At 38.7% G+C, this 14,207-nt stretch carries 13 protein-coding genes; 6 read left to right on the plus strand and 7 right to left on the minus strand.

From position 1 onward, the window contains the following. Positions 1-60: 60 nt before the first annotated feature. Positions 61-2,190 (minus strand): polyphosphate kinase 1, encoded by a 2,130-nt coding sequence (gene ppk1 / locus KCG35_RS12360; protein ID WP_215820010.1) that lies wholly within the window; start codon positions 2,188-2,190, stop codon positions 61-63. Between the two features lie 302 nt (positions 2,191-2,492). Next, positions 2,493-3,506 (minus strand): porphobilinogen synthase, encoded by a 1,014-nt coding sequence (gene hemB / locus KCG35_RS12365; RefSeq protein ID WP_215820011.1) that lies wholly within the window; start codon positions 3,504-3,506, stop codon positions 2,493-2,495. Positions 3,507-3,928: 422 nt separating this feature from the next. On the opposite strand from hemB, the gene KCG35_RS12370 reads away from it, so the two are divergent. Then, positions 3,929-4,258, plus strand: a complete 330-nt coding sequence (locus KCG35_RS12370; protein WP_215820012.1) for a c-type cytochrome — start codon at positions 3,929-3,931, stop codon at positions 4,256-4,258. Positions 4,259-4,429: 171 nt separating this feature from the next. Here the strand turns inward: KCG35_RS12370 and KCG35_RS12375 are convergent, their stop codons facing one another. Then, positions 4,430-5,482 carry an alkane 1-monooxygenase gene (locus KCG35_RS12375; protein ID WP_215820013.1) on the minus strand — a complete coding sequence of 351 codons (1,053 nt, stop codon included), beginning with the start codon at positions 5,480-5,482 and terminating at the stop codon, positions 4,430-4,432. Positions 5,483-5,784: 302 nt separating this feature from the next. On the opposite strand from KCG35_RS12375, the gene KCG35_RS12380 reads away from it, so the two are divergent. Then, positions 5,785-6,753, plus strand: coding sequence for an alpha/beta hydrolase (locus KCG35_RS12380; protein ID WP_215820014.1), 969 nt, complete (start codon positions 5,785-5,787; stop codon positions 6,751-6,753). A gap of 299 nt (positions 6,754-7,052) precedes the next feature. Continuing rightward, positions 7,053-7,964 carry a chemotaxis protein gene (locus KCG35_RS12385; RefSeq protein ID WP_215820015.1) on the plus strand — a complete coding sequence of 304 codons (912 nt, stop codon included), beginning with the start codon at positions 7,053-7,055 and terminating at the stop codon, positions 7,962-7,964. Between the two features lie 159 nt (positions 7,965-8,123). Here KCG35_RS12385 and KCG35_RS12390 read toward each other — a convergent pair whose 3' ends face one another. Beyond that, positions 8,124-8,879 carry an outer membrane protein OmpK gene (locus KCG35_RS12390; RefSeq protein WP_230409169.1) on the minus strand — a complete coding sequence of 252 codons (756 nt, stop codon included), beginning with the start codon at positions 8,877-8,879 and terminating at the stop codon, positions 8,124-8,126. A gap of 1,058 nt (positions 8,880-9,937) precedes the next feature. Between KCG35_RS12390 and elbB the strand changes: the two genes are divergently transcribed. Both elbB and KCG35_RS12400 read left to right on the plus strand, forming a co-directional pair. After that, the gene (gene elbB / locus KCG35_RS12395; protein WP_215820016.1) at positions 9,938-10,591 is read left to right on the plus strand and encodes an isoprenoid biosynthesis glyoxalase ElbB; all 654 of its coding nucleotides are present in this window, start codon (positions 9,938-9,940) and stop codon (positions 10,589-10,591) included. Positions 10,592-10,756: 165 nt separating this feature from the next. Next, positions 10,757-11,236, plus strand: coding sequence for a thioesterase family protein (locus tag KCG35_RS12400; protein ID WP_309227368.1), 480 nt, complete (start codon positions 10,757-10,759; stop codon positions 11,234-11,236). A gap of 53 nt (positions 11,237-11,289) precedes the next feature. On the opposite strand, the gene KCG35_RS12405 is transcribed toward KCG35_RS12400, so the two are convergent. Further along, on the minus strand, positions 11,290-12,219 hold the full coding sequence (locus tag KCG35_RS12405) for a radical SAM protein (protein ID WP_215820017.1): 930 nt from the start codon (positions 12,217-12,219) through the stop codon (positions 11,290-11,292). Positions 12,220-12,418: 199 nt separating this feature from the next. Between KCG35_RS12405 and KCG35_RS12410 the strand changes: the two genes are divergently transcribed. Then, positions 12,419-13,282, plus strand: coding sequence for a fructosamine kinase family protein (locus KCG35_RS12410; RefSeq protein ID WP_215820018.1), 864 nt, complete (start codon positions 12,419-12,421; stop codon positions 13,280-13,282). 33 nt (positions 13,283-13,315) lie between these two features. Here the strand turns inward: KCG35_RS12410 and KCG35_RS12415 are convergent, their stop codons facing one another. Both KCG35_RS12415 and KCG35_RS12420 read right to left on the minus strand, forming a co-directional pair. Then, the gene (locus KCG35_RS12415; RefSeq protein ID WP_215820019.1) at positions 13,316-13,771 is read right to left on the minus strand and encodes a type IV pilin protein; all 456 of its coding nucleotides are present in this window, start codon (positions 13,769-13,771) and stop codon (positions 13,316-13,318) included. A 45-nt stretch (positions 13,772-13,816) separates the two neighbouring features. After that, entirely contained in the window at positions 13,817-14,206 is a 390-nt protein-coding gene (locus tag KCG35_RS12420) for a hypothetical protein (protein WP_215820020.1), read from the minus strand. Between the last annotated feature and the right edge of the window lies 1 nt (position 14,207).

Genomic DNA, 14,207 nt, shown 5'->3' on the forward strand with positions numbered 1-14,207 from the left:
GACATACACTCTGGATAAAGTGTAATGAATGTATTGGTTGCTCAATAATTAGCTCAAGAGCTATCGTGCTAATTTTTCTAATAATATTTGCTGAGCATTTCTGTCAGTTTCTCCTTCGGACGGGTGATTTTGGATGTAACTTCCATCTGTTTGAAGTTCCCAGCTCATGCAATTATCGCTTAAGTAAATATCCAGTTCTTTTTTGATACGAAGGGCAAGTTTGGGGTTCTCAACTGGAAAAGCTGTTTCTACCCTGCGATCTAAATTACGTTCCATGCAGTCAGCACTGGAGCAAAATACGCGTGGGTTGTTGTCATTACAAAAGTAATAGACGCGGGTATGTTCTAGAAAGCGGCCAATAATTGAACGAACGCGAATATTTTCAGATAGCCCTTTAATACCTGGACGCAAGCAACAAGTACCACGCACAATTAAATCAATTTCCACGCCTGCTTGTGCAGCACGATAAAGTGCTTTAATAACTTTTGCTTCCGTCATGGAGTTGACTTTAATGATAATTTTGGCGGGTTTATCTTCTTTGGCATTATGGGCTTCATTATAAATCAGTTCGAGTATGGTTTTTTTAAGAGTAAAAGGTGCATGCAGTAGTTTTTTGACTTGTACTGCTTTGCCCATACCTGTGAGCTGCTGGAATAGTTGGTGTACATCTTCAGTTAATACTTTGTTACATGTCAGAAAACTGTAGTCAGTATAAATTCGAGCATTGACAGCATGGTAGTTACCTGTACCCAAATGCACATAACGTTGCATTGTTTTACCTTCACGGCGAATAATCAACGCCATTTTTGCATGGGTTTTATAACCGACTACACCATAGACTATGACTGCACCTGCTTCTTGAAGCCGACTGGCTAGCTGTAAGTTATCTTCTTCATCAAACCGTGCACGAATTTCTATGACTGCTACAACTTCTTTACCATTTCTTGCCGCATCAACCATGGCGCTGACAATTTCTGAGTTAGCCCCTGTGCGATATAACGTTTGTTTTATCGCTAATACACTAGGATCTTTTGCCGCTTGGCGTAAAACATCAACAACCGGGGTGAAGGATTCAAAGGGATGTAATAGTAGAATGTCATTTTTTTTGATAGCACCCAGTAAATCTTCATTTTTAACCAAGGCTTTTGGAAAGCCTGGACTAAAAGGATCGTACTGTAAGCTTGAGTGATCTTCACTATTACAAACACTCATTAGACGCCCTAAGTTGACAGGCCCATCAACTTGGTAAAGCTCCTGTTCTGTCAGGTTAAATTGTTTCAATAGAAAATTGATTAAAGGTTGTGGACAGTTGGCTACAACCTCTAACCGGACTGCATCACCATAACGTCGGGACCATAGCTCTCCTTGTAGTGCTCTTGCAAGGTCTTCGACTTCTTCTGAGTCAAGAGTGAGGTCACTGTTACGCGTTAAGCGGAATTGATAGCAGCCTTTTACCGTCATGCCAGGGAAAAGGTCTTCAACATGACTGTGAATCATTGAGGAAAGAAAGGCGTAACATTCTTTTCCATTGCTCAGCTCTTCTGGCAGTTTGATGAGTCTTGGCAGTGATCGTGGTGCAGGAATAATTGCCATGCCTGTTTCACGACCAAAGGCATCCTTACCTTCTAAAGAAACGATAAAGTTCAGTATTTTATTAGCTAACCGAGGGAAAGGGTGTGCTGGGTCCAGTCCAATCGGACTTATAACGGGTAAAATTTGTTGATAAAAGTAATCTTTTATCCATTCCGACTGCTTAGGTGTGAATTGGGTTCTTCTCAACAAGCAGATATTTTGCTCTTCTAACTTAGGCAGTAATACATCATTTAAAATTTGGTATTGCTTATTAACTAACTCATGGGTTTTTTGAGCAATTTCAGTTAATACTTGTTGGGGTTGTTTTCCGTCTAGCCCTGATTTTTCTCGAGCGAAATTGATTTGTTGTTTTAAACCGGCAACACGAATTTCGAAAAATTCGTCGATATTACTGCCAAAAATCAGCAGAAATCTTAATCGCTCAAGGAATGGGTAAGATTCATTTAAGGACTGCTCTAGAACCCGAGCATTAAATTCGAGATGGCTAAGTTCTCTGTTAATATAATAGTCGGGGTTTGATAAGTCCGTGATTTTGCTCGGCTCTTCAACAGATTCGTTGGCAGCCTCTTTTATTTCTTGACTGGCAGACAAGTTCATAATACTCCTTGCTAAGCAGTACGGACCAGATAGTGAATGGCCTGATTAATATTCATTATAGCGTCTGTAAACTTGTGTTGTTACGTGATTCAACAACCTCCAATGTGCTGGGCATCCCTACGAAAGCAATATTTATTGGTGGTTGTTGTGTGAGCGTCTCATGATGCTTGCTACTATACTCTTAGCGTGAAGTACTTGATAGCAGGTTATTTCTTTATGCTGTTTATTGGTTGTACTTATAATAGTGCTTCATAAAAATTGGCTTAGGGTATAGCTAAATAAAAAAGATAAATGGGCTTTGCTTAGGCTGAATGAATGAGTTCAGCGGCTTCTTTGGCAAAGTAGGTGAAAATAGCATCTGCGCCTGCTCGTTTTATCGCAATCAAACTTTCTAGCATGACACCATTATTATCTAACCAGCCATTAGCCACCGCGGCTTTGTGCATGGCGTACTCCCCACTCACCTGATAGACAAAAACAGGTACTTGAAGTTCCTTTTTAACCCGATAAACAATATCTAAATAAGGCATGCCAGGCTTGACCATTACAACATCTGCGCCTTCTTGTAAGTCCAGTGCTACCTCTTGAAGAGCTTCATCACTATTAGCTGGATCCATTTGGTAGGTGAATTTATTACCTTTACCTAATGTTGCATTGGAACCAACCGCATCCCGAAAGGGACCGTAGTAGGCTGATGCATATTTTGCAGAGTAAGCCATTATGCGTGTATTAATAAGACCTTCGGCTTCCAGTGCTTGTCGTATAATACCAATACGTCCATCCATCATATCTGAAGGTGCAACCATATCTGCACCCGCTCTAGCTTGTGCAAGTGCTTGTTTTACTAAAACGTCAATTGTGATGTCGTTTAACACATAACCTGACTCATCAATAATACCGTCTTGCCCATGTGTTGTATAAGGATCAAGTGCTACATCTGTTATGATGCCTAATTCTGGAAGTACACTTTTGACAGTATTAATCGCTCGTTGCATCAATCCATCAGGATCATAGGCTGCTTTTGCATCTTCCGATTTTACCGCAGCATCCGGTGCTGGAAATAGGGCGATAGCAGGAATCCCTAAATCAACAAGTGTTTTACACTCGATGACGAGTTGATCAATGCTCAGACGCTCAATGTCCGGCATAGAGGGGATAGGTTCACGTAGTTGTGTACCTTCGGTTACAAAAATGGGATACACCAAATCATTTGTGGATAAGCTATGCTCACGCATTAAGCGACGGGAAAAAGAATCATAGCGCATTCTACGCATGCGTGTAACAGGAAACTGGCGAACAACAAACTGCTTGGGCATATGCAAGCTCTCCCTTTCACGGTGTATGAAACTAGCGGCTAAGTATATACCTATTTTACAGCGGACCACAGAGGCAGGTTTTTGTTAGACGATTTACTTGGCGGGTTGCATAAAGAATACGCATGAGTAATGCATAGAAAAATATGCCAATAAATTATGCTGAATAACAGGTGTGTTTGATCAAAACTTCATTTTGTGCTCTTGATCTTGTGCCTAAATATAGCTCAATCACTGTATATTCTCTGTCAAAGTTGTATAGGTTTTTAATAGGCTACTATAGAATATCGATTTATTTTAGGTGTCTTTGAAATTAAATAAAAATGTCACTTTTTTGCGAGTCTAGTGTAGCTGGGTGAAAATGGGTTATGATCTGTATGCAAATTAATTATTATTACACTGTGTATTAGCATATGAGGAATTTTATGTCTGTATTACTGAGGAAGTTTTTCTTGGTGTTTTTTTTACCACTTTTCAGTTTGAGTTCAATGTATGCCAGTGCTGCAGGAGATATTGACGCGGGTAAAAATAAAGCAAAAATATGTACCGCCTGTCATGGAGAAGATGGCCACGCTAAAATTCCTATTTATCCTCATTTAGCAGGTCAAAACGCTGCGTATTTGGAAAGTGCGCTAAAGGCATACCGCGCTAAACAACGGCAAGGAGGACAAGCTGTTGTTATGCACGCTCAAGCTGCAAATTTGAGTGACCAGGATATTGCTGATTTGGCTGCATTTTATAATAGTTTAAAATAATAAATGATGATTAAATAAGTTGATGTAAAGCCTCAGAAACGCTTAAAAACTGGGGCTTCATCGCTTGACGGCCCAGCTAGCACTTTTAAGCAACTGTTGTAGCTATCGCTAGTCTTAACAGACCAGGCTTGCCCCACTAAAAACCCTTCGTATTGGGTATAGTTGTTAGACTTAATTTAAACTGTGCTTTTGATCCTGTCGATATTGAATGACTCTTGAGTCCATTACCATGCGCCAGAGTGGGGGTATTAATGCAAGTAACATCATTGCACCATAACTTGAAGGCAGTTGTGGGCTTTCATCAAAATGTCGCAATATTTGATAACGTCTGGCTGGATGTGCATGGTGGTCTGAGTGACGTTGTAAATTGAAAAGCCCTGCATTTGAGAATATTTCACTGGCATTCCATGAGTGTATTGGGCTAACACGTTCATAACGGCCATCAGGCAACTGCTTGCGGACTAAACCATAATGTTCAACGTAATTGACTATTTCTAGCGAAAGGATGGCACAAATTGAACTTACCGAAATAAACAACAAACCTTGTAATCCTGCCCACACAGTAAAGCTTGTCCACAGCATCATTGTGCCAGTGCTCCACCAAAGTAATTCATTTTGCCAATGCCAGAAAGGCAGTTTCTTTTTGTTTAAACGAATAGCTTCTAATTTAAACCCTTGAATAATATTCCTGATAATTGCTTGAGGTAGGAATAAGTAGATCGACTGACCAAGTTTTGCGGTAGAGGCATCTTGAGGCGTTGCAACATTAACATGATGCCCTCTAACATGTTCTACTTTAAAAGTTGCATAACCGATTAACATTAACATAAATCCGCCCAGTAATCGTTCATGCTTGGTATTACGGTGTACAAGCTCATGAGAAATATTGATAGCACCAGCAAAGACCAGAAATCCTGTACTGAATGACAGCGCTAATGTTGAAGTCCAAACATCGAATTTTGCACTGTAAAATCCTAAAGCTAAGTAGCACAGCTGAATACAGCTGTATCCGCAAATAATAAATTTATAGCGATAGTCATTTAGCAGCTGACGTTCTTGTTGAGATGTAGGATTTTGTTTGCTACGACCAAGAACAAGGTCAGCGGCGGGAAATAATAGATAGAAAAATAAAAACAATAAATTCCACGTGCCACCAAGATACCAACCAATTAAAGGAATAGTTGAAACCAGATAGGCTAAAAGAAAACAATAGGGGGATAACATTTAAACTGTCCTTATTATAATGGTGTTATGAACAAAGTTATTTATTTTTATTAATAATTCCTTTTTAAATGACTGAATCTTTAGATGTAAAAGTCTTGATTCAGTCTCACATCATAAAATTGTCAGACAAAATTGAGTTTAGCAGTTAATTATAGATAAGACGTTTTTGAATTCATGGCTGATATATTTCACTATGGAACTCAAAAAATCGGTCTTTGGCATTTGCTCTGGTTAGTGAAAATGATATAAGCAGTTGGTGTAAATGCGCTCATTTGTGGAAAAGTGTAAAAAATAGGCTATTAATGAAAACGTTTCCCTTTTCGCTAGAACAGTTACAGCAGGGCATTAGGCCTTTATTGCTGGACGCTCCTATACAACCAACAGCAAACGAACAGGCTTACTTTAGCTATTATGGAATTGATTTCGCTCAGGAATTATCTGATGTAGAGCATTTTTTTGGTTGGTTGGAGTCAACACCTTACGCTATTGCTTGTCATATATATAAACAACCCGACGCAAAAGGCTGTTTTTACTTGCTACATGGTTATTATGACCATATAGGTTTATATAAACACGTAATTAAGTTTTTGCTTCAGCTCGGTTTTAATGTTTTTGCGTTTGATTTGCCTGGACATGGCTTATCTACAGGATCAAGAGCATCGATTCAAATGTTTTCAGAGTATGAAGGTGCGCTTTCGACGTGTTTGCAGTTTGCTGAAAATAAACTACCGAAACCATGGCATATCATTGGGCAAAGTACTGGTGGTGCTGTGATTATTGATTACCTTCAGCGTAATCAATTTGATGTAATGACCAGTCCTTTTCAATATATCGTTTTATTGGCGCCGCTTGTTAGACCAAGAGCTTGGCGGCAGTCTTTGTGTGCTTATTTCTTACTTAAGCCTTTTATTCGACAGCTAAAAAGACGTTTTACGGCTAACTCAACAGATCTATCATTTGTAGAGTTTATTCGTAATGAAGATCCTTTACAGCCTATAAACCTGTCTGTCGACTGGGTAGGAGCACTTCATCACTGGATTAAGGAAATCGAAGGAAGTGATAAAAGTTCACTTTCACCTGTCATTATCCAAGGAGAACAGGATACTACGGTAGATTGGCAACATAACCTAAAAGTACTGGATAAAATTTTTACCCAGCCAAAAAAGCTCATACTTCCATCAGCAAAGCATCACTTAGTGAATGAAAGTGAAGCAATTCGGCAACGATATTTTAAGTTTTTGCGGGAACACCTTTGTCCAAAGCCTGCATAATGTCCTTCGAACACACTGTGCATCCTTTCCTGGAGGCTTGTTTGCCGCCGGCTTGCGGCAAACGGTTCGACATGCATTATTCTGCCTTTGTCTGCGTTCTTCAGTCTAGTTAGCTATGCTCCGCCCTACTTTACGGTAAACCTTTCGATATAGATATAAGCTAACAAGAGATAATGGATGTACAGTTAAGTCGATTTCTGTTGAGGTTACACTAAACTTAAATTTGACTAATATTATTTTGTTTGCCGCTAAGGACTAGTGACAGATTGAACGAATGGATTACCCATTAGAGAATAAATATGACAGGAATAAGTCAAACGAATAACAGTAATCAACGCCACTTAGGACAGGATTTGTTGCTATTTCGGTTATGTGGTAAACAGCGGTATGGAATAAATGTCTTAAAAATAAAAGAAATTATACCTACACAAAAATTAACCCAGCTTCCTCATGCGCATCCTGCGATTGTTGGTATCGCAAAATTAAGAGGTTCCCCACTCAGTGTAATTGACTTGGCCCAAGCTATTGGGTTGGCACCACTGCGTGATGCTAAAGGAAAAATAAATATAATTATTGCTGAATTTAATCGAACCATGCAGGGATTTTTAGTGGGTGAGGTTGAACGTATTGTTAGTTTAGGGTGGCAAGATATTTTACCTCCTCCAAAGGCTACGGGAAGAGGCAGCTATGTTACAGGAGTAACTTCTCTTGATAAGGATATGGTTGAAATTATCGATGTTGAAAAAGTGCTTAATGAGGTTGTACCAGAGCATATAGGAAACTCAACACTAAATTTGCAACTATTACCAGAGCAGGTTGCTGTGTTACAAGACAAGTTAATAATGGTTGTTGATGATTCGAGTATGGCTAGAAAGCAAGTTTGTCAAACTTTGGATAACCTTCCGGTTAAGTATGTTGTCTCAAATGATGGTAAAGAAGCTCTGGACCTGTTACGCGACTTACATCAACAGGGTAAACATGTGGATATGATAATTTCAGACATTGAAATGCCTGAAATGGATGGGTATACGTTAACGCGAGAAATACGGAAAGACCAGGATTTATCTTCAACGTATATTTTATTGCATACATCATTATCCAGTAATATTACTTCTGCTGCGGCTGATGCCAGTGGGGCAAATGCTGCACTAACCAAGTTTGTCAGCGAAGAGTTGTCTTCCATTGTGTTGAAAGCATTGGAATCACCTTAACTGTTGAGAATAAGATAATTTTTAGGGAAAAATATAGAGCCAACAAAAAAGCCAATTTGAAATTGGCTTTTAATAAGGAGAAACGCATCATTATTATTGTAATGAGTTAGTAGTCAGCGTCCTTACTTGTCACTAACTAGACGAGGGAGATTTGGTTTTTTAGAAATTATACTTCAATGATAGTATTGTACCGTTTTGATAAGTAGGAGATCCTAAGTAATCATCTGCATAGCGGTATTGAACACCGACATCAAAATGATTATTGACATGCCACCAACCAGAAATTGCGCCATTATAACCAGAGGTATTGGGTGAACCATCATGACTACCCATATAGTCATCTTCCCGCATAAAGTCGTACTCGTGCCATTGTGCTACGGTAAAGTTTTGACCTAGTGCAGAGAAGTCTTTACCCCAAACAACACCTAGCTGATAACCATTATGACCATTAAATGAGCCAAACTCATCACCTTGGAAAGTATGATGGATAGCTGCATGGGCTTTTAGCCATAAGCCATTGGAAAAATTAAAGCTTTTGCCAATACCTAAAAATGTATTGGTTTCATCGAAACCTTTTGTTCTGAAATCAGAAACCTGACCAAATAAATGCCAGCCCTGATCACCGAGGAAGTAACGCACATTGCCTTTACCAAAGAAGCGGTATTTATCTGAGTCTTTATCCCACTCCTCGAAGTCATAAAAGCCATAAACCTCACCCCAGTTGAAGCCGGCACCGCCTTCTATTTCAAGGTAGGAGAAGTCTTCTTTTGTTCTGCCTGTTTTGACTTCAGTATCAGCATCCCACTCAAGGTAGTTGACACTGACATTGCCAAAGCTATAAGTCATTTCTGCATGAGCAGAAAGTGTAATGAGTGAAGCCATCACTAACGTTGTAGGAAGTATAATTTTTTGCATAACTACTACTCTTGGCATGTGTGACTACAAGAACGCATATGCCATTGGCTTATCCCTTGGCTGACTGTCGCACAGGGGATGTATGCTTTCTTAACATGTAGGTTTTTTTATAATGTTTGCACCTAATACTTGAACCCAGAGCAACTGATTTATTATCGTTAGCGTTTAAAGTCTGTTACTTTGCCATTGTTAATGACAAAGTAACAGGAGGTACTGCTTTGTTTACGTTACTTTGGGTATCATTTACTGCTTATTTCTAACGTTCCACGTTACCTATAACATGCTCTATTTGTACTCAACCATTATCCTTTTTAATTGAGTTTATTTTAAAACCTGTTATAGGGTCTTACTACGTAAACCCTTTGTGATGAATTTTTTACCCTTCACTATGGTTATATATTCTCACTGAGGGAATACGTTGTTTGGTAAAAACCAAACAAGTAATGAGTAATAAGTAGTTAACCTCTCTTCTGCAGGATCGATTCTAACATGAAAAAAAGATGACAATAAAACAACTAATTCATTTTATTTTATTTTATTTGCGTGAAGTCAAAAATTCATACTGAGAAGATCTGTAAGTGATGAAATTTACTTTAAATAAAGTCGGAAATGACTGTTTTTGTACGACGTCATCGATTTTTTTAAATGAGAATGGTTAGGTTCTTGTGAAGGTAATATTAATTAATTTTGCTTTATTTTTTGAATAAAATTATATTTTTTTTGGTAAACTTACATAGCACAATGGTTTGAGCACTTTAGTGCGATATCGTTATGGTTTATGACGCATCTAGTGCATAGGGTGCTTGTACAGGTAAACTAGGCATAATATTGTAATAAAAAAATTTTTACATGCATTGAATTGGATGATTGTATATTTCAGGTTGAATGTACGTTGAGAAATTCGATCTAGTTAACAAAATTCATAAAGCGTATTTTATTAGGTTTTTCTAATTTTGTGGGCGCAAAAGCTATTTTGACTAAAAACTAGCTGTTGTATGGTGGTTGTTTAATTGATACTTCGGCTTAAGATACTTCCAACAGCAAAACAAGGAGAGAAAATGAAGCGTATTGCGGTTATTTTGTCTGGATGTGGTGTTTTTGATGGGGCTGAAATTTATGAGTCGGTATTAACCTTGTTACACCTTGATAAAGCTAATGTTCATTATCAGTGTTTTGCTCCTGATATGCCTCAACGACATGTGATTAACCATTTATCTGGGGACGTGGTTGAGGGTGAAACAAGACAGGTGCTGGTTGAAGCTGCCCGAATTGCTCGAGGTGAGATAAAAGCCTTGTCAGAGCTTAGAGAGGGAGACTTTGATGCTTTAATTTTTCCTGGAGGGTTTGGTGCTGCAAAGAACTTATGTTCATTTGCAACTGAGGGACAGGCTATGCAACTTCAGCCTGAAGTACTTGAAGTCTGTCAAAGGTTTGCTAAAGCTGCAAAACCTATTGGTTTGATCTGCATTGCTCCAGTAATAGCGGCCAAAATTTATGGTGACAAAGTAAAGTGTACGATTGGTCACGATACGGCAACAGCTGAAGCTATTAATGCAATGGGAGCACAGCATGTGCCTTGTAATGTAGATGATGTTGTCATTGATGAGCAGCATAAACTAGTCACAACGCCAGCTTACATGCTGGCACAGCGAATAAATGAAGCATCAGTAGGGATAGAAAAGCTGGTGCATGCTGTTTTGGCGTTATGTTAGCGGGTATTATCATATAATCAACGCTATGGGTATATTATTGAGTGTAGCGTGGTATACCCTTCACGAATCATTTTTAGGGTGTGTCGTATTTAAGATACCGATATGCCCTTAATCTAAGTAGATATCCACGTCTACTACTTTTAACGCTTTCAAGGGTGGGAAGCAGTGAAACATAGTACAAAAGATGTTGAAGAGTTTTTACCTGAAATAAAAGCTGCAGTGATGTCATTTTTTGACAAGGTTCCATTCAATAAATTTTTAGGGATGAAGATTACTCGCGTCGAAGCTAATTGCGTTGAAATGCACTTGCCAATGAAAGAAGAGCTTATAGGCAATTACTTTATGGGGATATTGCATGGTGGCGTTATTTCGGCAATGCTGGATGTTACTGGAGGGGCTATGGCTTTGGTGGGGGCTTTCCGTAAATTAGAGCATTTGAGCTTAGAAGAACGCATTAAGCGTTTATCTAAAATTAGCACCATTGATTTACGGGTAGACTACTTGCGCCCAGGTCGAGGTAATGCCTTTTATGTGGTTGCTACCTTATTGCGCTCAGGTAATAAAGTCGCAGTAACGCGCTCAGAGTTTTATAACGATCAGCATGAGCTTTGTGCTGTTGGAACGGGCACTTACTTGTGTGGCTGACACAATTTTGAAATTAAAGCCTCTTTCATTAATTAAGGAGTAAAGACATAGCTTTATGTGCCTTCACTACAGGAGGCGCCAAAGGCAAAGCAGCTATAACAGCGATGATGCCCAAGACGAATTTGCTGATGCATACTTTCATGCAAGTTAGCACCTAAATCATAATCAGGATCATCATCAACTAAGGTGCAGGCATATACCCGTAACCTCCCTCGTATCTTAACCACCATTTTACTGAATGCACACATAAATTGTTGTCGGCTAGTGGGGGAGTGATATGTTCGCATGCAGTATTCGGTAATTTGAGGTGTTTTGCTGTGAGTAAATGGAGGCGCAAAGTCAGGAAAGGGAATGATAGGGGTTGAATGTGGTAGGCCAATGTTATCCAGTAACATTCGATACTGATTTGTCACATCCTCTGAATTCTCTTCTCTTGGCTGTTGACGAGCAACAGAGACTGGAAACCCTATTTGATGGAGTTCATAAAGCGCCTTAAGTGCCATTAAAAAAGAGCCTGCTCCTCGGTCTTTATCATGTTGAACAGCGTCTGGATAGTCGATACTAATACGAAAGCGAATAGAATAAGGAGATGAAATTAATGGCTTAAGCTGTGGTAAACGTTGTAGAAGAGGTGCTGTACCATTCGTTAATACCAAACAAGGACGATACTGGCTGGCGTACTCTAAAATTTTTACCATATCTTTTGCAATAAAGGGTTCTCCTCCCGTAAATGAAAATTGTTGAACACCTAAGCACAACGCTTCATGTATCCAGGGTTGGATGTCCTCAAGTTTCATTAGCTCTAAGCGATTATCACCGGGTTTAGATCCCTCTAAACAAAAGGGGCAACGAAGATTACAGGCTGTACCTGTATGAAACCAAAGTTCTTGTAAGGTATGGGGGGCGATATAACCACGAGGCTGACCATCCGGTGTTATAAGCCAGTTTACTGAATGTGTTTGTTTTACAGGGATAAGCTGCATAGGATTGGGTGGTTGTTATTGTACTTTTAGTAAATTAATAACTATTTCATTAAGATACTTCACTTTTCTTTTAGTTTGATAGTTTTTGCTCGTAATTACTTATTATTAATGATGTATTATCATTTTTAGTATAGGCTTTGTAAATAAAACAGTAATAAAGTAATTTTGTTTAAACTTTTACAGATCGTTTAAGTACATCATGATCATATCTCCAAAGTTGCAAACTATATTGAATGAACATATTTCTAATTATTTGGGCTGTGCCTTTGATATAGAATATATTGAGACATTAGTAGGTGGTGATATTAATCAGGCCTTTGCTTTACGACAAGGAGATGTAAGCTTTTTTGTAAAAATAAATCATGATGATGAAAATACTAATTTTTTAGCAGAAGCACTGAATTTACAAGTATTAAAAGAAGCTGACTGCTTGAAAGTGCCTGCAGTTATAGCCACAGATCATGAGAGTGGCTGTAACTATTTATTATTAGAGTATGTTGCCCCTGGTATTGGTAAGTGGAGTGAGTTTGGATGTCAGCTTGCACAGCTGCATAAAACAACAAACAGGGCACATTTTGGTTGGTCACAAAATAACTTTATTGGACACACTTTGCAGGTAAATCATTGGCAAACAAACTGGTCTGATTTTTTTGCTGAGCAAAGAATTGGTGTTCAATTGGAAATGGCTAATCAACAGGGAGCAGCTCTCAGTGAAGAAATAATCGATGCTATTAAACAGTTGTTAGTGGACCATCAACCAGAAGCTGTATTATTACATGGTGATCTTTGGAGTGGTAATGCAGGCTTTACGGCAAAGGGTGAGCCTTTTTTCTACGATCCTGCTTGTTATTATGGAGACAGAGAAACAGATATTGCCATGACTGAGTTATTCGGTGGTTTCCCACAAGATTTTTATACTGGTTATAATCAAACTTTCCCTTTGTCAGAAGATTATGTATTGCGACGTCCCATTTATAATCTTTATCATTTATTGAATCATTATAATTTATTTGGTGGGCATTATTTACATCAGGTTAAGCAATGTATAAAGCAGTTGATATAACAACTTAGCACTTAGCTTTGATTTATTAATTACTTAACGTGCATCCCAGCTTACAGCTCCAGGTTTAGAGCAGTCATCATCAGTATCTTTTTTGGTAGGGAAGCGGCATTTTCGGCCAGTTGATTCATATCGTAATGTTCCATCTTTTTCTTGGACCTTTTTAGGTTTTGCGGTTAAAGCATAACTAGACCCACTGGCTGTAGCAATTTTTAAATTGTAATACTTAGTATCACCATCTAAGGGGGCTTCAGAAGGAAAGTTTAACTTACTTGTTCCAGTTCCTAATGCTGTCGGATAGGTATTAGGTGATGCCTCTGTATAAGCTCGCTCCATCGCCTGAGACATTTGCAGTAACGCTGCTTGGGCATCTGCACGACGAGTTTTTATAACATGGCTCTGATAGGAAGGGTAAGCTATGGCTGCAATAATGCCAATAATGGCAATAACAATAAGAAGTTCTATCAGTGAGAAACCATTTTTTTTATTCATACATGCTTTCCTTTATTAAATTACGCAGTCCAACCAGTCAAAAAGCTAGTGAGGAGGGGGAGCCATTTCTTTGGGTAGCTCCCAGAGTTCATTAATCATCATTTGACTGTTAATGCTTTTCATACTGTAGCCAATGGTCATGCCGGGTTTTAATGCATGAAGGGTTGCATATTCTTGAGCGAGTAAATGTAGTTTAGCATTTTGCCAAATGGGAAAATGCTGAGCATTTAGGACAAGTTTTCCTTTTTTAGGAAGATACTGGTCAACAACGGCTCTATATTGAAATTCAGCAGGATAATAGTTTGGTAAGTCAACAGCAGGCTGCGTTGACGCAGGTTCTTCACTCCATGCTGATACACTACATAGGGCTATATAGCTTATTAAAAAAAACAGGCTTGAAAAAAAATAGTTTCGGTATTTTAGAATCCTTGGCATA

Source organism: Zooshikella harenae (genome assembly GCF_018837975.1).
GTDB classification, from domain to species: Bacteria; Pseudomonadota; Gammaproteobacteria; order Pseudomonadales; family Zooshikellaceae; genus Zooshikella; species Zooshikella harenae.

What these genes read in the sequence shown, in the direction of transcription:
- ppk1 (WP_215820010.1), bottom strand. Translation starts at nt 2,190, where the DNA reads ATGAACTTGTCTGCCAGTCAAGAAATAAAAGAGGCTGCCAACGAATCT.
- hemB (WP_215820011.1), bottom strand. Translation starts at nt 3,506, where the DNA reads ATGCCCAAGCAGTTTGTTGTTCGCCAGTTTCCTGTTACACGCATGCGT.
- KCG35_RS12370 (WP_215820012.1), top strand. Translation starts at nt 3,929, where the DNA reads ATGTCTGTATTACTGAGGAAGTTTTTCTTGGTGTTTTTTTTACCACTT.
- KCG35_RS12375 (WP_215820013.1), bottom strand. Translation starts at nt 5,482, where the DNA reads ATGTTATCCCCCTATTGTTTTCTTTTAGCCTATCTGGTTTCAACTATT.
- KCG35_RS12380 (WP_215820014.1), top strand. Translation starts at nt 5,785, where the DNA reads ATGAAAACGTTTCCCTTTTCGCTAGAACAGTTACAGCAGGGCATTAGG.
- KCG35_RS12385 (WP_215820015.1), top strand. Translation starts at nt 7,053, where the DNA reads ATGACAGGAATAAGTCAAACGAATAACAGTAATCAACGCCACTTAGGA.
- KCG35_RS12390 (WP_230409169.1), bottom strand. Translation starts at nt 8,879, where the DNA reads ATGCAAAAAATTATACTTCCTACAACGTTAGTGATGGCTTCACTCATT.
- elbB (WP_215820016.1), top strand. Translation starts at nt 9,938, where the DNA reads ATGAAGCGTATTGCGGTTATTTTGTCTGGATGTGGTGTTTTTGATGGG.
- KCG35_RS12405 (WP_215820017.1), bottom strand. Translation starts at nt 12,219, where the DNA reads ATGCAGCTTATCCCTGTAAAACAAACACATTCAGTAAACTGGCTTATA.
- KCG35_RS12410 (WP_215820018.1), top strand. Translation starts at nt 12,419, where the DNA reads ATGATCATATCTCCAAAGTTGCAAACTATATTGAATGAACATATTTCT.
- KCG35_RS12415 (WP_215820019.1), bottom strand. Translation starts at nt 13,771, where the DNA reads ATGAATAAAAAAAATGGTTTCTCACTGATAGAACTTCTTATTGTTATT.
- KCG35_RS12420 (WP_215820020.1), bottom strand. Translation starts at nt 14,206, where the DNA reads ATGCCAAGGATTCTAAAATACCGAAACTATTTTTTTTCAAGCCTGTTT.